18 protein-coding genes are annotated in these 21,216 nt (G+C 70.5%); 9 read left to right on the top strand and 9 right to left on the bottom strand.

All coding sequences use genetic code 11. From position 1 onward, the window contains the following. The first annotated feature begins 42 nt into the window (after positions 1-42). Genes ABZ910_RS03250 through ABZ910_RS03235 form a run of 4 tightly spaced genes read left to right on the top strand, consistent with a single transcriptional unit; the run spans position 43 to position 5,327 of the window. Positions 43-1,716 (top strand): glycoside hydrolase family 13 protein, encoded by a 1,674-nt coding sequence (locus tag ABZ910_RS03250; RefSeq protein WP_361358371.1) that lies wholly within the window; start codon positions 43-45, stop codon positions 1,714-1,716. A gap of 42 nt (positions 1,717-1,758) precedes the next feature. Then, entirely contained in the window at positions 1,759-3,093 is a 1,335-nt protein-coding gene (locus ABZ910_RS03245; RefSeq protein ID WP_361358368.1) for an ABC transporter substrate-binding protein, read from the top strand. A gap of 6 nt (positions 3,094-3,099) precedes the next feature. Next, positions 3,100-4,467: an ABC transporter permease subunit gene (locus ABZ910_RS03240; RefSeq protein WP_361358365.1), complete on the top strand. Its 1,368-nt coding sequence runs from the start codon at positions 3,100-3,102 to the stop codon at positions 4,465-4,467. Positions 4,468-4,487: 20 nt separating this feature from the next. Then, the gene (locus ABZ910_RS03235; protein ID WP_361359074.1) at positions 4,488-5,327 is read left to right on the top strand and encodes a carbohydrate ABC transporter permease; all 840 of its coding nucleotides are present in this window, start codon (positions 4,488-4,490) and stop codon (positions 5,325-5,327) included. Positions 5,328-5,413: 86 nt separating this feature from the next. Here the strand turns inward: ABZ910_RS03235 and pgl are convergent, their stop codons facing one another. From pgl to tkt, 5 genes are read right to left on the bottom strand one after another with little or no spacing between them, the layout of a single operon-like run. Next, a complete protein-coding gene (gene pgl, locus ABZ910_RS03230) occupies positions 5,414-6,196 on the bottom strand; it encodes a 6-phosphogluconolactonase (protein WP_361358362.1) in 783 nt (260 codons plus the stop codon). Then, positions 6,193-7,281, bottom strand: coding sequence for a glucose-6-phosphate dehydrogenase assembly protein OpcA (opcA, locus tag ABZ910_RS03225; RefSeq protein ID WP_361358359.1), 1,089 nt, complete (start codon positions 7,279-7,281; stop codon positions 6,193-6,195). The genes pgl and opcA overlap by 4 nt, the downstream gene beginning before the upstream one ends. Beyond that, positions 7,278-8,801 carry a glucose-6-phosphate dehydrogenase gene (gene zwf, locus ABZ910_RS03220; protein ID WP_361358356.1) on the bottom strand — a complete coding sequence of 508 codons (1,524 nt, stop codon included), beginning with the start codon at positions 8,799-8,801 and terminating at the stop codon, positions 7,278-7,280. The genes opcA and zwf overlap by 4 nt, the downstream gene beginning before the upstream one ends. Positions 8,802-8,805: 4 nt before the next feature. After that, positions 8,806-9,924, bottom strand: a complete 1,119-nt coding sequence (tal, locus tag ABZ910_RS03215; protein ID WP_361358354.1) for a transaldolase — start codon at positions 9,922-9,924, stop codon at positions 8,806-8,808. Between the two features lie 33 nt (positions 9,925-9,957). Further along, positions 9,958-12,045, bottom strand: a complete 2,088-nt coding sequence (gene tkt, locus ABZ910_RS03210) for a transketolase (protein WP_361358351.1) — start codon at positions 12,043-12,045, stop codon at positions 9,958-9,960. Positions 12,046-12,430: 385 nt separating this feature from the next. On the opposite strand from tkt, the gene ABZ910_RS03205 reads away from it, so the two are divergent. From ABZ910_RS03205 to ABZ910_RS03195, 3 genes are all read left to right on the top strand, one after another. After that, the gene (locus tag ABZ910_RS03205; RefSeq protein WP_361358348.1) at positions 12,431-13,465 is read left to right on the top strand and encodes a heme o synthase; all 1,035 of its coding nucleotides are present in this window, start codon (positions 12,431-12,433) and stop codon (positions 13,463-13,465) included. Between the two features lie 108 nt (positions 13,466-13,573). Beyond that, the gene (locus ABZ910_RS03200) at positions 13,574-13,906 is read left to right on the top strand and encodes a hypothetical protein (RefSeq protein WP_361358345.1); all 333 of its coding nucleotides are present in this window, start codon (positions 13,574-13,576) and stop codon (positions 13,904-13,906) included. Positions 13,907-13,972: 66 nt separating this feature from the next. Further along, positions 13,973-15,079, top strand: a complete 1,107-nt coding sequence (locus ABZ910_RS03195; RefSeq protein WP_361358343.1) for an amidohydrolase family protein — start codon at positions 13,973-13,975, stop codon at positions 15,077-15,079. A gap of 44 nt (positions 15,080-15,123) precedes the next feature. Here ABZ910_RS03195 and ABZ910_RS03190 read toward each other — a convergent pair whose 3' ends face one another. The 4 genes from ABZ910_RS03190 to ABZ910_RS03175 all read right to left on the bottom strand — a co-directional run bounded on the left by ABZ910_RS03190 (position 15,124) and on the right by ABZ910_RS03175 (position 18,814). Further along, on the bottom strand, positions 15,124-16,131 hold the full coding sequence (locus tag ABZ910_RS03190; protein WP_361358340.1) for a COX15/CtaA family protein: 1,008 nt from the start codon (positions 16,129-16,131) through the stop codon (positions 15,124-15,126). A 73-nt stretch (positions 16,132-16,204) separates the two neighbouring features. After that, the gene (locus ABZ910_RS03185; RefSeq protein WP_361359072.1) at positions 16,205-16,921 is read right to left on the bottom strand and encodes an ABC transporter permease; all 717 of its coding nucleotides are present in this window, start codon (positions 16,919-16,921) and stop codon (positions 16,205-16,207) included. Between the two features lie 59 nt (positions 16,922-16,980). Continuing rightward, positions 16,981-17,958 carry an ABC transporter ATP-binding protein gene (locus ABZ910_RS03180; RefSeq protein WP_361358337.1) on the bottom strand — a complete coding sequence of 326 codons (978 nt, stop codon included), beginning with the start codon at positions 17,956-17,958 and terminating at the stop codon, positions 16,981-16,983. A 31-nt stretch (positions 17,959-17,989) separates the two neighbouring features. Further along, a complete protein-coding gene (locus ABZ910_RS03175) occupies positions 17,990-18,814 on the bottom strand; it encodes an AAC(3) family N-acetyltransferase (RefSeq protein WP_361358334.1) in 825 nt (274 codons plus the stop codon). Between the two features lie 195 nt (positions 18,815-19,009). Between ABZ910_RS03175 and ABZ910_RS03170 the strand changes: the two genes are divergently transcribed. Further along, on the top strand, positions 19,010-19,744 hold the full coding sequence (locus ABZ910_RS03170) for a metalloregulator ArsR/SmtB family transcription factor (protein ID WP_361358331.1): 735 nt from the start codon (positions 19,010-19,012) through the stop codon (positions 19,742-19,744). Then, positions 19,741-21,162: a Fe-S cluster assembly protein SufB gene (gene sufB / locus ABZ910_RS03165; RefSeq protein ID WP_361358328.1), complete on the top strand. Its 1,422-nt coding sequence runs from the start codon at positions 19,741-19,743 to the stop codon at positions 21,160-21,162. The genes ABZ910_RS03170 and sufB overlap by 4 nt, the downstream gene beginning before the upstream one ends. The last annotated feature ends 54 nt before the right edge of the window (positions 21,163-21,216 follow it).

The raw sequence follows: 21,216 nt of genomic DNA, 5'->3' as shown, positions 1-21,216 counted from the left end.
GTCTTTTCGTTGACACCCTCGCGTCATCGCTACTTAACATGCATGCATAACCGTCAGCACGACAGACAGGTCCTCGGGGTGAGTCTCCAGCGCATCCACACCCACCACTGGTGGCGTGACGCAGTGATCTACCAGGTGTACGTCCGCAGCTTCCTGGACAGCACCGGCGACGGCGTCGGCGATCTCGCCGGCGTCCGGGCCGGGTTGCCGTATCTGAAGAAGCTCGGCGTCGACGGCGTCTGGCTGAGCCCCTTCTTCCCGTCGCCGCAGCACGACCACGGCTACGACGTGGCCGACTACTGCGGTGTCGACCCGCTCTTCGGTGACCTCGCCGAGTTCGACCTGCTGATGAAGGACGCCGGGCGCCTCGGCATCAAGGTGCTCCTGGACGTCGTCCCCAACCACTGCTCCAGCGAGCACTCGTGGTTCCGCGAGGCGCTCGCCGCCGAGCCCGGCTCCGAGGCCCGCGCCCGCTTCCACTTCGCCGAGGGCCGCGGCGCGAACGGCGAGGAGCCGCCCAACAACTGGCACGCCATGTTCGGCGGCCCGGCCTGGAGCCGGGTCACCGAGGCGGACGGCAGCCCCGGCCAGTGGTACCTGCACATGTTCACGCCGGAGCAGCCCGACTGGAACTGGCGCAACCCTGAGATATCCGCCGAGTTCGACCGCGTGCTGCGCTTCTGGCTGGACCGGGGCGTCGACGGCTTCCGCATCGACGTCGCCGCGGGCCTCTACAAGCACCCCGAACTGCCGGACTCCGACGACCCCGAGGCCGACGCCCGCACCCGCGACGCGATCAACCAGCTCGCCTGGAACCGGCCCGAGGTGCACGACGTGTGGCGGCACTGGCGCGCGGTGTGCGAGGAGTACACCGCCCGCGACGGCCGCGAACGTCTCCTGGTCGGCGAGGTCTCCGTGCCGACCGCCCGCGAACACGCCGAGTACGTCCGCTCCGACGAACTCCACCAGGCCTTCTTCTTCGACCTGCTCAGGACCCCCTGGGACGCCGACGCCTTCCGCAAGGTCGTCTCCGAGGCCATGCTGGACATCGCCGGCACCGGCTCGACCGTCACCTGGGTCCTCAACAACCACGACCAGGTCCGCACCGTCACCCGCTACGGCGAACCCGCCGTCGAGGGCAGCGGCCTCGGCGCCGCGCGCGCCCGCGCCGCCGCGCTGCTGATGCTGGCGCTGCCCGGAGCCGCGTACATCTACCAGGGCGAGGAGCTGGGCCTGCCCGAGGTCGTCGACCTGCCCGACGACGTCCTCACCGACCCGATCTTCCACCGCACCGGAAGCCGTATGCACGTCCGCGACGGCTGCCGGGTGCCGCTGCCGTGGTCGGGCCAGGCCTCCCCGTTCGGCTTCACCACCGGGGGCGACGGCGTCAGGACGTGGCTGCCGCAGCCCGAGTGGTTCGCCGAGTACGCCACCGAGCGCGCCCTCGCCGACACCCGATCCTTCTGGCACATGTACCGCGACGCTCTCCAACTGCGCGCTTCCCTGCCCCAGTTGGGCGAGGGCACGCTGCGTTGGCTGGAGACCGAGCCGGACGTCCTCGCGTTCGTCCGCGGCGACGGCCTGGTCTGCGCCGTCAACTTCGGTACGGCACCCGCCACCCCGCCCGTCTCCGGCACCCCTCTGCTCGCCAGCGGCCCGTGCCCGGCCGGGGAGCTGCCCGGTGCCACGGCCGCCTGGTGGCTCTCCGACCTCTGATCCACCCCCGTCAACTCCCCACCGCACGAAGGAACATCAACGATGATGCGACGACGTACCACCCTGCTCACCGGCTGCACGGCCCTCGCCCTGGCCCTCGGCGCGACCGCCTGCGGCGGCGGCACCCCGGTCTCGGCCGGCGGCGGCGACAAGGAGCTCAGCGGCCAGACCGTCACCGTGGCCGGTGTCTGGTCCGGCAGCGAGCAGAAGAACTTCCAGAAGGTGCTCGACGCCTTCGCCGCGAAGACCGGCGCCAAGACGCAGTTCACCTCCACCGGTGACAACGTCTCCACCGTCGTCGGCAGCAAGATCGAGGGCGGCAACGCGCCCGACGTCGTGATGGTCCCGCAGGTCGGCGTGCTCCAGCAGTTTGCGCACAAGGGCTGGCTCACGCCGCTGTCCAAGACCGCCGACCAGACCATAACGGCCGACTACGCGCCCGTGTGGAAGAAGTACGGCAGCGTCGACGGCAAGCTGTACGGCCTGTACTTCAAGGCCGCCCACAAGTCGACCGTCTGGTACAGCCCCCAGGCGCTCTCCCAGGCCGGCGTCAAGGCGCCGAAGACGTACGACGAGATGCTGAAGGCCGGTCACACCGTCTCCGACTCCGGCCTGTCCGCCTTCGCGGTCGCCGGGCAGGACGGCTGGACGCTCACCGACTGGTTCGAGAACATCTACCTCTCCCAGGCCGGTCCGAAGAAGTACGACGCCCTCGCCGCCCACAAGCTGAAGTGGACCGACGCGAGCGTCGTCAAGGCGCTCACCACGCTCGGCAAGCTCTTCAAGGACAAGCAGCTCGTCGCGGGCGGCCAGAAGGAGGCCCTGGGCACCGACTTCCCCGGCTCGGTGGAGAAGGTGTTCGGGCCCAAGCCCGAGGCCGGCATGGTCTACGAGGGCGACTTCGTCGCCGGCGTCGCCCACGACCAGTTCGGCAAGACGGTCGGCAAGGACGCGGACTTCTTCCCGTTCCCGGCGGTCGACGGCGGTACGGCTCCGGTGGTCAGCGGCGGTGACGCGGCCGTCGTCCTCAAGTCCGGCAAGAACGCCAAGGCCGGCATGAAGCTCCTGGAGTACCTGGCGAGCCCCGAGGCCGCGGCCGTGTGGGCGAAGGCGGGCGGCTTCCTGTCCCCGAACAAGAAGGTCGCCCTCTCCTCCTACGGTGACGACGTCACCCGCGCCACCGCCAAGTCGCTCGTCGCCGCCGGTGACGCCGACTCCGTGCGCTTCGACATGTCCGACCAGGCGCCCGCCGCGTTCGGCGGCACCAAGGGCGCGGGCGAGTGGAAGCTGCTGCAGGACTTCCTGCGCGACCCGTCGAACCCCCAGGCGACCGCGGGCAAGCTCGAGGCCGCTGCGGCCAAGGCCTACAAGGGCTGACGTGCCATGACCGCCACCACGCTCGAAAAAGAAGCGGGGAGCCGGCCGGTCGCCCCGGGCGCGGCGCTGAGGCGCCGCGCCCGGCGGCGCGGACGGGGCGTCGCCCTGTTCTTCGTCCTCCCCGCCCTGCTCCTGCTCGGCGCGCTCGTCGTCTACCCGGTGCTGTTCTCGGTGGGCCGCAGCTTCTTCGACGCCTCCGGCACGCGGTTCGTCGGCGGCGACAACTACGCGGAGATGTTCCGCGACCCGGCGACGCTGACGGCCATCCGCAACACCATCATCTGGGTCGTCGTCGCCCCGGCGCTGCTGACCGGCCTCGGCCTGATCCTCGCCGTCCTGGTGGAGAAGGTCCGCTGGGCCACCGCGTTCAAGCTGCTGCTGTTCATGCCGATGGCGGTGTCCTTCCTGGCCGCCGGAATCGTCTTCCGGCTCGCCTACGACGAGGACCCGAACAAGGGCGTGCTCAACGCGGCCGTCGTCTCCGTGCACGACGCCTTCGCGGGCACGTCGCCTTACCCGACGGCACGCGGCCGTGAGGGACAGGGGCTGCTGACCCGGGGCCGGGACGGCTCGTACCGGACGAGCGCGAGCGTGTCGCCGGGTGACTCCGTGGCGCTCCCGATGGTCGGCGTGCTGCCGGGCGACCTGCCCAAGGGCGCCGCGCCGGCCTCCCCGGCCGCCGCGCACAAGCCCGCCCCCGGCGAATTGCGCGGTGTCGTCTACCTGGACTTCGTGCCCGGTGGCGGCGGCAGGCAGGGCAAGGTCGACCCGCGCGAGAGCGGGCTGCCCGGGATGACGGTCGAGGCGGTGCGCGACGGGAGGACGGTCGCCTCCGCGACCGCCGCGTCCGACGGTTCCTTCCGCTTCCCGCACCTCGCCTCCGGCTCGTACACGGTGAAGCTGCCCGCGTCGAACTTCGCGCAGCCCTACCAGGGCGTCTCCTGGCTCGGGCCGATGCTGGTCACGCCGGCGATCATCGGGGCGTACCTGTGGATCTGGACCGGCTTCGCGATGGTCCTGATCGGCGCGGGTCTGTCCACGCTGCCGCGCGAGGTGCTGGAGGCGGCGCGGATGGACGGGGCCAACGAGTGGCAGATCTTCCGGCGGATCACGGTGCCGCTGCTCGCGCCCGTGCTGACCGTCGTCTTCGTCACCCTGGTCATCAACGTGATGAAGGTCTTCGACCTCGTCTACATCATCGCGCCGGGACCGGTGCAGGAGAACGCCACCGTGCTCGCGACGCAGATGTGGCTGGTGTCCTTCGGCGGCGGCAACAACCAGGGACTCGGCAGCGCCCTCGGCGTCCTGCTCCTGCTGCTGGTGGTCCCCGCGATGGTGTTCAACGTCCGCCGCTTCCGAAGGAGTCAGCGATGAGCGCGGGGATGAACTCGCCGATGAACGCGGTCAGGCGCGGCCTGGGCAGCGCTCTGGTCCAGGCGTCCCTCGTGGTGATCGGGCTGGTCTGGCTCACCCCGCTGGCCGGCTTGTTCGTGTCCTCGCTGCGGTCGGCCGAGGACACGGCCAAGGGCGGCTGGTGGACGGCCCTGGCCAGTCCCGCGCAGCTGTCCTTCGACAACTACGCGGCGCTGCTGAAGAACTCCGGTATGACGCAGGCGTTCTGGAACACGGTGCTGATCTCGGTGCCGGCGACGACCCTCGTCGTCGTCATCGCGGCGCTCGCCGGATACGCCTTCGCCTGGCTGGACTTCCCCGGCCGCGAGCCGCTCTTCCTGCTGGTGGTCGCCCTGTTGGTGGTGCCGGTGCAGATCGGCCTGCTGCCGGTGGCCCAACTCTTCGGCGCACTGGGCCTGTTCGGCACGATCCCCGGCGTCATCCTCTTCCATGTGGCGTACGGACTGCCGTTCGCGGTGTTCCTGCTGCGGAACTACTTCGCCGAGATACCGAAGGAGATGCTGGAGGCGGCCCGCATGGACGGCGGCAGCGAATGGCGCATCTTCACGCGGCTCGTGCTGCCCGTCGGCCGGCCCGCGATCGCCAGCCTCGCCATCTTCCAGTTCCTGTGGGTGTGGAACGACATGCTGGTCGCGCTGCTCTTCGCCGACAGCTCCTCCCAGCCGCTCACCGTGGAACTCCAGTCCCAGATCCGGCAGTTCGGCAGCAACGTCGACGTGCTGGCACCGGGCGCGTTCCTGTCGCTGATCGTGCCGGTGGTCGTGTTCTTCGCGTTCCAGAAGCACTTCGTGCAGGGCGTGATGGCCGGATCGGTGAAGTAGGCCGGTCAACAAAGCGGATCAACAAAGCGGAGGGGCGGCGCAGAAGTTCTGCGCCGCCCCTCCGCTTTGTCCATGCGTTCACGCGATCACGGGGACGCCGGGGGATACAGCGACCGCGGCAGCTGCGAGGCCGCCGCCGAGTCCAGCAGCCACAGCGTGCGCGAGCGACCCCGCGCTCCCGCCGCCGGGGCCTGGATCTCGCCCGCGCCCGACAGGGCCATGGCCACGGCCTGCGCCTTGTCCTCGCCGGCCGCCAGCAGCCACACCTCGCGGGCCGACCGGATCGCCGGCAGGGTCATCGAGACCCGGGTCGGCGGGGGCTTCGGCGCGCCGTGCACGCCGATCACCGTGCGCTCGGTCTCCCGCACGCCGGGCAGCTCCGGGAAGAGCGAGGCCACATGCGTGTCCGGGCCGACGCCCAGCAGCAGGACGTCGAAGGCGGGCACCGCGCCGTGGTTCTCGAAACCGGCCGCCCGGGCCAGCTCCTCGGCGTACGCCTCGGCCGCCGCGTCCACGTCGCCCTCGTACGGGCCGTCCGACGCGGGCATCGGGTGCACGCGCTTCGGGTCCAGCGGTACGGCGTCGAGCAGCGCCTCGCGGGCCTGGGTGTAGTTGCGCTCCGGGTCGCCCTCGGGCAGGAACCGCTCGTCGCCCCACCAGACGTCCAGCCGTCCCCAGTCGACGGCGTCCCGGGCGGGCGCCGCCGCCAGCGCGGCCAGCAGCCCGTTGCCGTTGCGGCCGCCGGTGAGCACCACCGACGCGTGGCCGCGCGAGGACTGCGCGTCCACGATCTTGGTGATGAGCCGGGCCGCGGCGGCCTGGGCCATCAGCTCCTTGTCGCGGTGCACGACCAGCTGCGGGGTGCTCACTTCGCGGCCGCCTTCCTCGTCGGGGCCTTCTTGGCCGCCGTCTTCTTCGCGGGAGCGGGCGCGGACTCCTGGGCCGACGGGTTCGACGAGTCCGTCGGATCCGACGAGTCCGACTGGTCCGACGGGGCCGAAGCCTCCTCGGCCGGGGTCTGCTCGGGGGTCCGCGACAGCCGGTCCACGCCGTACCGCAGCGCCGAGGCGTACGTGTCGTCCGGGTCCAGCCGGCGCAGCTCCTCCGCGATCAGCTCGGACGTCTCGCGGCGCTTGAGCGCCACCGCCCGGTCAGGCTGGCCCTGGATGGACAGCGTGGCGAGCGAACCGTCCGCGCGGTCCAGGGAGATCGGGCCGCAGCTGGTGTCCAGACGGACGGCCGTCAGGCCGGGACCGCTGGACAGCGAGCGCTTGACGGGGACGTTCAGCCGGTCCGCGAGCCACATCGACAGCAGCTCGCAGCTCGGGTTGAACTCCTCGCCCTCCACCTCGACGGCCTTGACCTCGCAGTCGACCTGGTCCAGGGCCGCGGCCAGCATCGAGCGCCAGGGCGTGATGCGGGTCCAGGAGAGGTCCGTGTCACCCGGGGCGTAGGCGTCGGCGCGGGCGCTCAGCTCCCGCAGCGGCGCCTCGGCCGCGTAGGTGTCGGTCACGCGGCGCTGGGCCAGCGCACCGAGGGGGTCCCGCGCCGGGTCCAGCGGAGCGTTCACCGCCCACCAGACGACGACCGGCGCGTCCGGCAGCAGCAGCGGCAGGACGACGGACTGGGCGTGGTCGGCGACCTCGCCGTACAGGCGCAGCACCACGGTCTCGCCGGTGCCCGCCTCGACGCCGAGGCGCACCTCGGCGTCCAGGCGCGACTTCGTGCGGTCGCGGGGTGAGCGCGAGACGCGCTTGATGACCACGAGGGTGCGCGAGGGGTGCTCGCGCGAGGCCTCGTTGGCGGCCTTCAGCGAGTCGTAGGCGTTCTCCTCGTCGGTGACGATGACGAGGGTGAGGACCATGCCGACGGCGGGGGTGCCGATGGCACGCCGGCCCTCCACGAGCGCCTTGTTTATCTTGCTCGCGGTGGTGTCCGTGAGGTCGGTCTTCATGGGCGGCGCCAGCTCCGTCCGTCTCGTTCGAGCATCTCGTCGGCCTCGACGGGACCCCAGGTGCCCGCGGGGTACTGCGCGGGCTTGCCGTGCTTGTCCCAGTACTCCTCGATGGGGTCGAGGATCTTCCAGGACAGCTCGACCTCCTCCGTGCGCGGGAAGAGGTTGGAGTCGCCGAGCAGGACGTCCAGGATCAGACGCTCGTACGCCTCCGGGCTCGACTCCGTGAAGGACTCGCCGTAGGCGAAGTCCATGGAGACGTCCCGGATCTCCATCGAGGTGCCGGGCACCTTGGCACCGAAGCGGACCGTGATGCCCTCGTCCGGCTGGACGCGGATGACGATCGCGTTCTGGCCGAGCTCCTCCGTCACCGTCTGGTCGAAGGGGGAGTGCGGGGCGCGCTGGAAGACCACCGCGATCTCGGTGACGCGGCGGCCGAGGCGCTTGCCGGTGCGCAGGTAGAAGGGGACGCCCGCCCAGCGGCGGTTGTCCACGCCCACCTTGATCGCGGCATAGGTGTCGGTCTTCGACCCGGGATCGATGCCCTCCTCCTGGAGGTAACCGATCGCCGTCTCGCCGCCCTGCCAGCCGGCCGCGTACTGGCCGCGCACCGTGTGCTTGCCCAGGTCCTTCGGCAGCCTGACCGCGGCGAGGACCTTCGTCTTCTCCGCGGCGAGCGCGTCCGCGTCGAAGGAGGAGGGCTCCTCCATGGCGGTGAGCGCCAGCAGCTGCAGCAGGTGGTTCTGGATGACGTCACGGGCCGCGCCGATGCCGTCGTAGTAGCCGGCCCGGCCGCCGATACCGATGTCCTCGGCCATCGTGATCTGCACGTGGTCGACGTACGACCGGTTCCAGATCGGCTCGAAGAGCGTGTTGGCGAACCGCAGTGCCAGGATGTTCTGGACGGTCTCCTTGCCCAGGTAGTGGTCGATGCGGAAGACCTGGTCCGGGGCGAAGACCTCATGCACGATCTCGTTGAGTTCCTCGGCCGACTTCAGGTCGTGGCCGAAGGGCTTCTCGATGACCGCGCGCCGCCAGGAGCCGCCCTCCTGGTCGGCGAGGCCGTGCTTCTTCAGCTGCTTGATCACCACGGGGAACGCCTTGGGCGGCACGGACAGGTAGAAGGCGAAGTTGCCGCCCGTGCCCTGTGCTTTGTCCAGTTCCTCGATCGTGGAGCGCAGCCGGTCGAAGGCCTCGTCGTCGTCGAAGGTGCCCTGCACGAAGCGCATGCCCTGGACGAGCTGCTGCCAGACCTCCTCGCGAAAGGGCGTGCGGGCATGCTCCTTGACCGCGTCGTGGACCTCCTGGGCGAAGTCCTCGTTGTCCCACTCGCGGCGTGCGAAACCGATGAGCGAGAAGCCCGGCGGCAGCAGACCCCGGTTGGCGAGGTCGTACACCGCCGGCATGAGCTTCTTACGTGACAGGTCGCCCGTGACACCGAAAATGACCAGGCCCGACGGCCCCGCGATGCGCGGGAGCCGTCGGTCTGCGGGGTCACGCAGCGGGTTGCTGCTTGACAAGGGCTCAGCCCTTCGCGGGGGCGAGGCGCTCGAGCTCCGCCTCGGTCGACTTGAGGAGGTCGTTCCAGGACGCCTCGAACTTCTCGACGCCCTCGTCCTCCAGGAGCTGGACCACGTCGTCGTACGAGATGCCGAGCCGCTCGACGGCGTCGAGGTCGGCACGGGCCTGCTCGTAGGTACCGGCGATGGCGTTGCCGCGGATGTCGCCGTGGTCCTCGGTGGCCAGCAGGGTGGCCTCGGGCATGGTGTTCACCGTGTTCGGCGCCACCAGATCGTCGACGTACATCGTGTCCGAGTACGCCTTGTCCTTCACGCCGGTGGAGGCCCACAGCGGACGCTGCTTGTTCGCGCCCGCGCTCTGCAGGGCCTTGAAGCGGTCGGAGGAGAACACCTCCTCGTACGCCTGGTAGGCCAGCCGGGCGTTGGCGACGGCGGCCTTGCCGCGCAGCGCCTTGGCCTCGGGGGTGCCCAGGGCGTCGATCCGCTTGTCGATCTCGGTGTCCACGCGGGACACGAAGAAGGACGCCACGGAACGGATCAGGGACAGGTCCAGGCCGCGCTCCTTGGCCTTCTCCAGGCCGGAGAGGTACGCGTCCATGACCTCGCGGTAGCGCTCCAGCGAGAAGATCAGCGTGACGTTGACGCTGATGCCGAGGCCGATGACCTCGGTGATCGCCGGGAGGCCCGCCTTGGTGGCCGGGATCTTGATGAGCGTGTTCGGGCGGTCGACCAGCCACGCCAGCTGCTTGGCCTCGGCGACCGTGGCCGCCGTGCTGTGGGCCAGACGCGGGTCGACCTCGATCGACACCCGGCCGTCCTGGCCACCGGTCGCGTCGAAGACGGGGCGCAGGATGTCGGCCGCGTCCCGGACGTCCGCCGTCGTGATCATGCGGAGCGCTTCCTCGACGGTGACCTTGCGGGCCGCGAGGTCGGTGAGCTGCTGCTCGTAGCCGTCCCCGCCGCTGATCGCCTTCTGGAAGATCGACGGATTGGTGGTGACGCCCACGACGTGCTGCTCGTCGATCAGCTCGGTCAGGTTGCCGGACGTGATCCGCTTGCGCGACAGGTCGTCCAGCCAGATCGCGACGCCTTCGTCGGAGAGGCGCTTGAGTGCGTCTGTCATGGAATTACATCTCCTACGTGTCGTATGTCAGCGTCAGCGCTGGGCGGCGGCCAGGGATTCCCGTGCCTGGGCGGCCACGTTCTCGGGCGTAAAGCCGAACTCGCGGAAGAGGACCTTGCCGTCGGCCGAGGCACCGAAGTGCTCCAGGGAGACGATGCGGCCGGCGTCCCCGACGTACTTGTGCCAGGTGAGGCCGATCCCGGCCTCCACCGCGACCCGCGCCTTCACGGACGGCGGCAGGACGCTGTCCCGGTACCCCTGCTCCTGCTCCTCGAACCACTCCACCGACGGCATGGACACCACGCGCGTGGGAATGCCGTCCGCCTGCAGCTGCTCGCGCGCCTCGACGGCGACGTGCACCTCGGAACCGGTGGCGATGAGAATGACCTGCGGCTCGCCGCCCTCGGACTCGAAGAGGACGTAACCGCCGCGCGCGGCATCGTCGTTGGGCTCGTACGTCGGCACGCCCTGGCGGGTCAGGACCAGACCGTGCGGGGCGCCCTTGCCGAAGACCTTGGTGTAGCGCTTGAGGATCTCGCTCCAGGCGATCGCCGTCTCGTTGGCGTCGGCCGGGCGGACGATGTTCAGGCCCGGGATGGCGCGCAGCGCGGCCAGGTGCTCGACCGGCTGGTGGGTCGGGCCGTCCTCGCCGAGGCCGACGGAGTCGTGCGTCCACACGTACGTCACCGGCAGGTGCATCAGGGCCGACATGCGCACCGCGTTGCGCATGTAGTCGGAGAAGACGAGGAACGTACCGCCGTAGACACGGGTGTTGCCGTGCAGGGTGATGCCGTTCATCTCCGCGCCCATGGAGAACTCGCGGATGCCGAAGTGGATCGTCCGGCCGTACGGGTCGGCCTCGGGCAGCGGGTTGCTTGCCGGGAGGAACGACGACGTCTTGTCGATCGTCGTGTTGTTGGAGCCGGCCAGGTCCGCGGAGCCGCCCCACAGCTCAGGGATGATCGCGCCCATGGCCTGCAGCACCTTGCCGGAGGCGGCACGCGTGGCGATGCCCTTGCCCGGCTCGAAGACCGGGAGCTTCTCCTCCCAGCCGGTGGGCAGCTCGCCCTTGCTGATGCGGTCGAACTCGGCGGCGCGCTCCGGGTTGCTGTTGCGCCACTCCTGGAAGGACTTCTCCCACTCGGCCTTGGCCCGGCGCCCGCGCTCGATGGCCTGGCGGGTGTGGCCGATGACCTCGTCGGAGACCTCGAAGCTCTGCTCCGGGTCGAAGCCGAGGACGCGCTTGGTGGCCGCGACCTCCTCCTCGCCCAGGGCCGAGCCGTGCGCGGCCTCGGTGTTCTGCGCGCTCGGGGCCGGCCAGGCGATGATCGAGCGCATCGCGATGAAGGACGGCCTGTCCGTCACCTGCTTCGCGGCCTCGATCGCCTCGTACAGGGCGTGCGGGTCCAGGTCGCCGGTGGGCTTCGGCTCGACGCGCTGCACGTGCCAGCCGTAGGCCTCGTAGCGCTTGCAGGTGTCCTCGGAGACGGCCGTCTCGGTGTCGCCCTCGATCGAGATGTGGTTGTCGTCCCACAGCAGGATCAGGTTGCCGAGCTGCTGGTGGCCCGCCATCGAGGAGGCCTCCGCGGAGACGCCCTCCTGCAGGCAGCCGTCACCGGCGATGCAGTAGATGAAGTGGTCGAAGGGGGAGTCGCCCTGCGGAGCGTCCGGGTCGAACAGGCCGCGCTCGAAACGCGAGGCCATGGCCATGCCGACCGCGTTGGCCACACCCTGGCCGAGCGGGCCGGTCGTCGTCTCGACGCCCACCGTGTGCCCGTACTCCGGGTGGCCCGGGGTCTTCGAGCCCCAGGTGCGGAACGCCTTCAGGTCGTCCAGCTCCAGACCGAAGCCGGCCAGGTAGAGCTGTGTGTAGAGGGTCAGGGACGAGTGACCCGCGGACAGCACGAAGCGGTCGCGCGCGACCCAGTCGGGGTCGGCCGGGTCGTGCCGCATCACCTTCTGGAAGAGGGTGTACGCGGCCGGTGCCAGGCTCATCGCCGTACCGGGATGGCCGTTGCCGACCTTCTGTACGGCGTCGGCAGCCAGGACGCGGGCGGTGTCCACGGCCCGCTGGTCCAGTTCGGTCCACTCGAGGTCTGTGGTGGTCGGCTTGGTGCTCACCCTGAGTCAGGGCTCCTCTCCACATGTCGGTTACCGGTCGTGTGGGCGTACAGCCCCCGGCTGCCGGCGCACTCGGTGCCCACCGGCCGCTGTCGAGCCTACCCCCGTGAGGACGTGCATTTTTTCGAGTCATTCCAGACTGCCGGGACTCCCGCCGATCCGCCTCCCGATCGGTCGGGACCGCGCTCGACACATGAATACGGCCCCGCTCATCCGACCGCTCACCGACCTCTCGACCGACCCTCCCCGCGCCTCGGACACGGCCGGGAAACGAGCCGCCCCGACATGACCCGACCCCCGGGAAATGACCGGGTCTGGGCAACGTCTACAGTGGCGTGGTACGCGCGGGCCCTTTACCGACAGTTCACACGGCGGGCTCGCTGGGATGTCTCTGTCAGGGGTGTGCGTGACGGCCGTCGAATCCCGTCCTGGGGGTACCGCCCGTGCCCTCAGGGCTACGGGGGAGGGTGGGGCCACCTCCCCTACCGTTCGGGCCTTGGGGGAACTCGGTGCGACTCAGAGCCCGAGCCACCGGCCGTTCGGGGCCCGTGTCAAGGCGTTCGTGGCGCTGACCAAGCCGCGGATCATCGAGCTGCTGCTCATCACCACCGTCCCGGTGATGTTCCTGGCCCAGCAGGGCGTGCCCGACCTGAAGCTGGTGCTGCTGACCTGCGTCGGCGGCTACCTCTCCGCGGGCGGCGCCAACGCGCTGAACATGTACATCGACCGTGACATCGACGCGCTCATGGACCGCACCTCGCAGCGCCCGCTCGTCACCGGCATGGTGAGCCCCCGTGAGTGCCTCGCCTTCGGCATCACGCTGGCGGTCGTCTCGACGCTGCTGTTCGGACTCACCGTCAACTGGCTGTCGGCGTGGCTGTCGCTCGGAGCGCTCCTGTTCTACGTAGTCGTGTACACGATGCTCCTCAAGCGGCGTACGTCGCAGAACATCGTCTGGGGCGGCATCGCGGGCTGCCTGCCCGTCCTCATCGGCTGGTCGTCCGTCACCGACTCCCTGTCGTGGGCGCCGGTCATCCTCTTCCTTGTCATGTTCTTCTGGACGCCGCCGCACTACTGGCCGCTGTCCATGCGGGTCAAGGAGGACTACGCGCGCGTGGGCGTGCCGATGCTGCCGGTCGTCGCCTCCAACAAGGTCGTCGCCAAGCAGATCGTGATCTACAGCTGGGTGATGGTCGCCGTCTCGCTGCTGCTGACCCCGCTCGGCTACACGGGCTGGTTCTACACGGCGGTCGCGCTGGCGGCCGGCGGCTTCTGGCTCTGGGAGGCGCACGGCCTGCAGAACCGTGCGAAGGCGGAGGTGACGGGCGCCAAGCTGAAGGAGATGCGCCTGTTCCACTGGTCGATCACCTATGTGTCGATCCTCTTCGTCGCGGTCGCGGTGGACCCCTTCCTCCGCTAGTACTTCCAGTACTTCCTCTTCTCGTACGCCGTGACGGGCGGGGTTCGTGGTCAAGGCCACGCACCCCGCCCGTCGCCGTTTGATCTACCCGTCGGTAGCATCCTGACCATGGCAGACACGCAGCAGGTTGACGCGAAGGCCGAGCGCAAGGCCGCCAAGCTCGCCCGGCAGATCGACGCCTTCTCCAAGGCGCACGGCGGCGCCGAGGGCCAGGTGGCCTACATCGGCGAGGAGGGCGCCCGCATCGTGCTCGTCGGCGAGGACGGCGGCTGGGGCGACCTGGTGGCGCCCAGCTACGCCATCGCCGAGCAGGCGGTGGAGAAGGCCGGGATCACCGTCCACGAGGCGTTCGACGGCGAGTTCGCCGCCAAGGTGAAGACGGGCCCGTACGAGTGGACCCGCATGGCCGGGATCCAACTGGGCGGTCCGAGCAACACCTGACGCCCGGCTCACCCGTTAGGACCGTAGGAGTCCCTTGCGGACACGGCCCAGCCACGGGGAGCCGGGATGATCGAAACGCCGTCGCTGGTGGATCAGTACTGCCACGGTGTGCTGAGAACGGAGCTGGGCCTCGGCACCTTCGAGGCCCAACTGGCGCGCACCGAGGGGCCGCCCGCGCCGGGCACCACGCTCTTCGACACGCAGACGGGTTTCGCCGTACGCCGGTGGTGCCCCCCGCTGCTCGGCCTGGATCCGCACTGCCCGCCCGCCCGTTATCTCGCCCGGCGTCGTGAGATCGGCGTACTGGAAGCGGGCCGCAGGTTGCTGCGGGGCAGCGGCATCACGACGTACCTCGTCGACACCGGCCTGCCCGGCGACCTCACCGGACCGGCCGAACTGGCCTCGGCGGGGGATGCGGAGGTCCGCGAGATCGTCCGCCTGGAGCTTCTGGCCGAGCAGGTCGCCGACACCTCCGGCACCGTCGAGTCCTTTCTCGCCAACCTCGCCGAGTCGGTGCACGGTGCCGCCACCGGTGCCGTCGCCTTCACCTCCGTGGCGGGTGTGCGGCACGGACTGGCGCTCGCTCCCGAGCCGCCCGGACCGGGCGAGGTGCGGGGAGCGGCGGGCCGGTGGCTCGCGGGGCGCCGGGTCGGCGGCCGGCTGAGCGACCCGGTGCTGCTGCGGCACCTGCTGTGGATCGCGGTCGCCTCGGGGCTGCCCCTGCAACTGCACGCCGGGCTCGGCGAATCGGGGGCGCGCATCGACCGTACGGACCCGGTGCTCCTGACGGACTTCGTCCGCGCCACCGCCGGCCTCGGCACCGATCTGGTCCTGCTGCACGGCTATCCGTACCACCGCCACGCCGCCCACCTCGCGGGCGTCTTCCCGCATGTGTACGCCGACTCGGGCGCCGCGCTCGTCCGCACCGGGGCCCGTGCGGCGACGGTGCTCGCCGAGATCCTGGAGCTGGCCCCGTTCGGCAAGATCCTCTTCTCCAGCGGCGCCGGCGGGCTGCCCGAGCTGCACGTCGTCGGGGCACGGCTGTTCCGCGAGGCCCTCGGGAGGGTGCTGGGCGGCTGGGTCGCCGAGGGGGCGTGGTCGCTGGGGGACGCGCAGCGGGTGGCCGGGATGGTGGCGGCGGGCAACGCCCGGCGGGTCTACGGGCTGGCCTGAAACGCCGGGCTCGCCGGGCCGCTTCAGACCTTCGCCGGGCCGTCTCAGACCGTGGCCGGCGCCGTCTCCACCGAGGGACCCGGCAGGTCCGCCACCACCTGCGCGCGTTCCCGCAGCGACAGCAGGACCCGCAGCACCCAGATCCAGATGAGGCCGGAGCCCAGCATGTGCAGGCCGACGAGGAGTTCCGGGAGGTGCGTGAAGTACTGGACGTAGCCGATGACGCCCTGCGCGAGCAGGATCAGGAACAGCTCACGGGTACGGTCCAGCGGACCCTTCGGCGCGTCGACCGCCTTCAGGACGAACCACAGCGCGAACGTCAGCGTCACCACGATCCAGGCGAGCACGGCGTGCAGCTTGGCGACCGTCTCCCAGTCGATGGGGATCCGGTGGACCTCCCTGGAGTCGCCCGCGTGCGGACCCGCGCCGGTCACCACCGTGCCGGCCACGATGAGCAGCAGCGAGGCGCCCACCAGGAACCACACCAGCTGGCCCACGGACTTGCCGACCAGCGGACGCGCGGACGCGTCGCCCTCACGGGTGCGCTGCCACATCACCGCGGCGACGGTGATGAGCGCCGTGGAGAGCAGGAAGTGGGCCGCGACCGTGTAGGGGTTGAGGCCGACGAGCACCACGATGCCGCCGAGCACCGCGTTGCCCATGACCACCCAGAACTGCGCCCAGCCCAGCCGAGTGAGGCCACGCCGCCACGGCTTCTCGGCGCGCGCGGCGATGATGGCCCAGCCGACGGCGGCGCACAGCACGTACGTCAGCATGCGGTTGCCGAACTCGATGACCCCGTGGATGCCCATCGCGCGGGTGGTGGTCAGCGAGGTCTCGGTGCAGGTGGGCCAGGTCGGGCAGCCCAGGCCCGAGCCGGTCAGCCGGACGGCGCCGCCGGTGACGACGATGACCACCGACATCACGAGTGCGGCGAGCGCGGCCCGCTGGACGGTCCGGGGGTCCGGGGTCCAGCGTGCGGCGATGAAGGCGAGCGGGTTGCGCAGGGCCGCAACGGCGTCGGCGCGGGTCAGCTTTGGCACGCGCACCATCGTAGGCGCCCCGCTTGTGCACACGTTCACGAGGGTCCACCCCCTGGCCTTCGCGCAGGTCACCCCGAGCGGGTCACTCCCAGCGGAAGAACTTCCCGGCCGCCGCCAGCCCCACGACCGCCCACACGCCCAGGATCCCCAGGTCGCCCCACGGCATCCCGGCCCCGTGCCGGAGCACCTCGCGCAGCCCGTCCGACAGCGCCGAGATGGGCAGCAACCCGAGGACGTCCTGGACGCCGCCCGGGAACTTGTCCAGCGGGACGATCACGCCGCCGCCGACGAGCAGCAGCAGGAAGACCAGGTTGGCGGCGGCCAGCGTCGCCTCCGCCTTCAGCGTGCCCGCCATGAGCAGGCCGAGGCCCGAGAAGGCGGCCGTACCCAGGACCAGCAGGAGCAGTACGGCGGCCGGGTTGCCGTGCGGCGACCAGCCCAGCGCGACGGCGATGACCGTCAGTAGGATCACCTGCAGGACCTCCGTGACCAGCACGGCCGCCGTCTTGGCGGTCATCAGCCCCCAGCGGGGCAGGGGCGAGGAGGCCAGCCGCTTCAGGACGCCGTAGCGGCGCTCGAAGCCGGTCGCGATGGCCTGCCCGGTGAACGCCGTCGACATCACGGCGAGCGCGAGGATGCCCGGGGTGAGGAAGTCGACCGCCCTGCCCGCGCCGGTGTCCACGATGTCGACCGAGCTGAACAGGACCAGCAGCAGCGTCGGGATCACGACGGTCAGCAGCAGCTGCTCGCCGTTGCGCATCAGCATCCTGGTCTCGAGCGCGGCCTGGGCCGCGATCATCCGCGGGAGGGGGGCGGCGCCCGGCTTCGGGGCGTACGAGCCCGTGCTGGTGGTCGTCGTCACGAGCGCAGCTCCTTGCCGGTCAGCTCCAGGAAGACGTCTTCGAGGGTGTGCCGTTCGACCGAGATCCGGTCCGGCATCACCCCGTGTTGCGCGCACCACGAGGTCACGGTCGCCAGCAGCTGCGGATCGACCTTGCCGACGACCCGGTACGAGCCCGGCGTCAGCTCGGCGGCCGCGCAGTCCGCGGGGAGCGCCTTGAGCAGGGAGCTGACGTCCAGTCCGGGGCGGCCCGTGAAGCGCAGCGTGTTCTCGGCGCCGCCGCGGCACAGCTCGTCCGGGGAGCCCTGGGTGATCACCTTGCCGCCGTCGATGATGGCGACGTCGTCGGCGAGCTGCTCGGCCTCGTCCATGTGGTGGGTCGTGAGGATCACCGAGACACCGTCGGCGCGCAGGTCCCGCACCAGGTCCCAGGTGGCCCGGCGGGCCTGCGGATCGAGGCCGGCCGTCGGCTCGTCCAGGAACACCAGCTCCGGGCGGCCCACGACGGCCATCGCCAGCGCGAGCCGCTGCTGCTGGCCGCCGGACAGGCGGCGGTAGGAGGTCCGGCCGCAGGCGCCGAGGCCGAGTCGCTCGATGAGCGCGTCCACGTTCAGCGGGTGCGCGTGCAGCCGGGCCACGTGCCGCAGCATCTCGTCGGCGCGCGCGCCCGAGTAGACACCGCCGGACTGCAGCATCACGCCGATGCGGGGGCGCAGCGCGGCGGAGTCCGCGACCGGGTCGAGGCCCAGGACGCGCACCGTGCCGGAGTCCGGCCTCCGGTATCCCTCGCAGGTCTCGATCGTGGTCGTCTTGCCCGCCCCGTTGGGACCGAGGACGGCGGTGATCCCCGCCCGGGCCACCAGGTCGAGGCCGTCCACCGCGGTCTTCGTGCCGTACCGCTTCACCAGGGCCTGGACCTCGATGAGCGGGTGCGACGCGAAGCGTCTCCCTGAGGGGTGGTGGCCGGGAGACGGGCGCGCGGGCTCACTTCGCATGAGGACAGAGTCTAAGTACGCCGTTCGGCTCTCAGGAGTGGGGGTGCGCGAACTCCTCCTCACGTGGCCGGTGCATCGGCAGCCACCGCTCGGCGTACGCCACCGCGTCGGCCACGGGGAACAGCCGTACGCCGGCCGCGCCCACCGTGCCGCGGACGACCGGGCGGTCGCGCTCGAAGTCGTGCCCCAGCTCGTCGAATTGCTCCGAGGTGATCGACACCTCCGTGACCGTCTCCCATCCGGCGGGGCCGGGGCGGCCCACCCGGACGAGCGGCGACGGTATGCGGTACTCGGCGAGGTGGAAGGCGGTGCACGCGTCGTAGCCCGCGCCGAGCAGCAGCACCCGGGCGCCCGCCCGCTCCAGCCGGGCCAGCGGGCTGCGCTCGCCGAGCCGGCAGTCGGGCGCGTGGCCGCCGGTGATCTCCGCGGCGCGGGCGCCGAGGGCCGCGAAGGAGGTCTGGGGGTGCGCGCTGCGCAGGGCGCCCGGCCAGGTCCGCAGGGTCTCCGGGATCACGCCGACCCCGCGGGACGGCGTGACGAGGGGGTCGTACGCGGGCATCGTGGCGCGGATCGTGTCCCACCACTCCTCGGGCACCGGCGGGTTCTGCCACACCGCCGGGTCGGAGAGGTCGGCGGACTGGGTGGGGACCACGAGCGTGCCGTGCGGGCCGACGGCGTCGAGGAGCCCCTGGACCACCGCGACCGCGCCTCCGCACACCCATCCGAGGGAACGCAGTGACGAATGGACGAGGAGAATCTCACCGGTCTCGACGCCCAGCCCGCGCAACTGCGCCGAGACGGTGTCGCGGGTCACGAGCGGGGCGGCGACTGCGCTGGTCACGGAGGGTTCGGGCATGGCCCGGAAGTGTGCCGGAGCGGGGTGTGCGGCGCCATCGAATTGCGTCGGTGAACGATGTGGCGCCGACCTGTCGCCGATCGATCGATAGATCGTTTTCGCAGGTCACGTTAGGTATGCCTAAGTGATGAAAGGCACCATCTGCCGTACAGGCTCGGCTTGTCAGGCCCTGAGGAATTACGCAACAATGGCGTTGTGAAAAACGTCGGCGAGGCTCGGGAGACCCCCATGGGGTCTCGGCAGGAGGAGCTCGCGACCGGGGAGCGTTCGACGCGGAACCGGGTCGCGCGGTCCATCCTGGATCACGGCCCGTCGACCGTCACCGAACTCGCGGGCCGGCTCGGGCTGACCCCGGCGGCGGTGCGGCGCCACCTCGACGCCCTGGTCGCCGACGACGTCGTGGAGGCACGCGAGCGGCGGGTGTACGGCACGCGGACCCGCGGCCGCCCCGCCAAGGCCTTCGCGCTCACCGACTGCGGCCGCGACGCCTTCGACCAGTCGTACGACAAGCTCGCCGTGGACGCGCTCCAGTGGATCGCCGAGCACGGAGGCGGCAAGGACGCTGTCGTCGCCTTCGCCCGGGCCCGGATCGCCGCCCAGGCGAACGCGTACCGCAAGGCGATCGAGGACGCCGCCCCCGACGAGCGGACCGAAGCGCTGGCCAAGGCCTTGAGCGTGGACGGGTACGCTGCTACGGCGCGCAGCGCACCGGTCGGCGAGCAGCTGTGCCAGCACCACTGCCCCGTCGCCCACGTCGCGGAGCAGTTCCCCCAGCTGTGCGAGGCGGAGACCGAGATCTTCGCCGAGCTGCTCGGAACCCACGTCCAGCGACTGGCGACGATCGCCCACGGCGACGGCGTCTGCACGACGTTCATCCCCAAGATTTCCACTGACGCATCTGCAAGCACGGCCGGGAGGAACCCCGCATGACTCTCCCCACGGAGACTGCTCACCCCGAACTCGAGGGCCTGGGCAAGTACGAATACGGCTGGGCCGACTCCGACGTAGCCGGTGCCGCAGCGAAGCGCGGCCTGAGCGAGGCCGTCGTCCGCGACATCTCGGCGAAGAAGTCCGAGCCGGAGTGGATGACCAAGCTGCGCCTCAAGGGCCTGCGGCTGTTCGACAAGAAGCCGATGCCGAACTGGGGCTCGGATCTGTCGGGCATCGACTTCGACAACATCAAGTACTTCGTGCGCTCCACGGAGAAGCAGGCGGAGTCCTGGGAAGACCTGCCCGAGGACATCAAGAACACGTACGACAAGCTCGGCATCCCGGAGGCGGAGAAGCAGCGCCTCGTCGCCGGTGTCGCGGCCCAGTACGAGTCCGAGGTTGTCTACCACCAGATCCGCGAGGACCTGGAGGAGCAGGGCGTCATCTTCCTCGACACCGACACCGCGCTGAAGGAGCACCCGGAGCTCTTCAAGGAGTACTTCGGCACCGTCATCCCCGCCGGTGACAACAAGTTCGCCTCGCTGAACACCGCCGTGTGGTCGGGCGGCTCCTTCATCTACGTCCCGCCGGGCGTCCACGTCGAGATCCCGCTCCAGGCCTACTTCCGCATCAACACGGAGAACATGGGTCAGTTCGAGCGGACCCTGATCATCGTCGACGAGGGTGCCTACGTGCACTACGTCGAGGGCTGCACGGCCCCGATCTACCAGTCGGACTCGCTGCACTCCGCGGTCGTCGAGATCATCGTCAAGAAGAACGCCCGCTGCCGCTACACGACCATCCAGAACTGGTCGAACAACGTCTACAACCTGGTCACCAAGCGCGCCGTCGCCTACGAGGGCGCGACCATGGAGTGGATCGACGGCAACATCGGCTCCAAGGTGACGATGAAGTACCCGGCCGTCTACCTGATGGGCGAGCACGCCAAGGGCGAGACCCTCTCCATCGCCTTCGCGGGCGAGGGCCAGCACCAGGACGCCGGCGCCAAGATGGTCCACATGGCGCCGAACACCTCGTCCAACATCGTCTCCAAGTCGGTGGCCCGCGGTGGCGGCCGTACCTCCTACCGCGGTCTGATCGAGATCGGCGAGGGCGCCCCGGGCGCCAAGTCGAACGTGCTGTGCGACGCGCTGCTCGTCGACACCATCTCCCGCTCGGACACCTACCCGTACGTCGACGTCCGCGAGGACGACGTGTCCATGGGCCACGAGGCGACCGTCTCCAAGGTCTCCGAGGACCAGCTCTTCTACCTGATGAGCCGCGGCCTGAGCGAGTTCGAGGCCATGGCCATGATCGTGCGCGGCTTCGTCGAGCCGATCGCCAAGGAGCTGCCGATGGAGTACGCGCTGGAGCTCAACCGGCTGATCGAGCTGCAGATGGAGGGCGCGGTCGGCTGACCGCCGACTGCCCTCCCCATCACGCCACTCACGCAAGAAAGCGAGTACTACGAC

Source organism: Streptomyces sp. NPDC046805 (assembly GCF_040645355.1).
GTDB lineage: Bacteria > Actinomycetota > Actinomycetes > Streptomycetales > Streptomycetaceae > Streptomyces.
This window is presented reverse-complemented; position numbering and strand designations above follow the sequence as displayed.

What these genes read in the sequence shown, in the direction of transcription:
- opcA (WP_361358359.1), bottom strand. Translation starts at nt 7,281, where the DNA reads ATGAAGACCGACCTCACGGACACCACCGCGAGCAAGATAAACAAGGCG.
- ABZ910_RS03195 (WP_361358343.1), top strand. Translation starts at nt 13,973, where the DNA reads ATGATCGAAACGCCGTCGCTGGTGGATCAGTACTGCCACGGTGTGCTG.
- ABZ910_RS03250 (WP_361358371.1), top strand. Translation starts at nt 43, where the DNA reads ATGCATAACCGTCAGCACGACAGACAGGTCCTCGGGGTGAGTCTCCAG.
- ABZ910_RS03200 (WP_361358345.1), top strand. Translation starts at nt 13,574, where the DNA reads ATGGCAGACACGCAGCAGGTTGACGCGAAGGCCGAGCGCAAGGCCGCC.
- ABZ910_RS03180 (WP_361358337.1), bottom strand. Translation starts at nt 17,958, where the DNA reads ATGCGAAGTGAGCCCGCGCGCCCGTCTCCCGGCCACCACCCCTCAGGG.
- ABZ910_RS03205 (WP_361358348.1), top strand. Translation starts at nt 12,431, where the DNA reads ATGTCTCTGTCAGGGGTGTGCGTGACGGCCGTCGAATCCCGTCCTGGG.
- ABZ910_RS03175 (WP_361358334.1), bottom strand. Translation starts at nt 18,814, where the DNA reads ATGCCCGAACCCTCCGTGACCAGCGCAGTCGCCGCCCCGCTCGTGACC.
- sufB (WP_361358328.1), top strand. Translation starts at nt 19,741, where the DNA reads ATGACTCTCCCCACGGAGACTGCTCACCCCGAACTCGAGGGCCTGGGC.
- ABZ910_RS03185 (WP_361359072.1), bottom strand. Translation starts at nt 16,921, where the DNA reads ATGATCGCGGCCCAGGCCGCGCTCGAGACCAGGATGCTGATGCGCAAC.
- ABZ910_RS03190 (WP_361358340.1), bottom strand. Translation starts at nt 16,131, where the DNA reads ATGGTGCGCGTGCCAAAGCTGACCCGCGCCGACGCCGTTGCGGCCCTG.
- tal (WP_361358354.1), bottom strand. Translation starts at nt 9,924, where the DNA reads ATGACAGACGCACTCAAGCGCCTCTCCGACGAAGGCGTCGCGATCTGG.
- ABZ910_RS03235 (WP_361359074.1), top strand. Translation starts at nt 4,488, where the DNA reads ATGAACGCGGTCAGGCGCGGCCTGGGCAGCGCTCTGGTCCAGGCGTCC.
- ABZ910_RS03240 (WP_361358365.1), top strand. Translation starts at nt 3,100, where the DNA reads ATGACCGCCACCACGCTCGAAAAAGAAGCGGGGAGCCGGCCGGTCGCC.
- ABZ910_RS03245 (WP_361358368.1), top strand. Translation starts at nt 1,759, where the DNA reads ATGATGCGACGACGTACCACCCTGCTCACCGGCTGCACGGCCCTCGCC.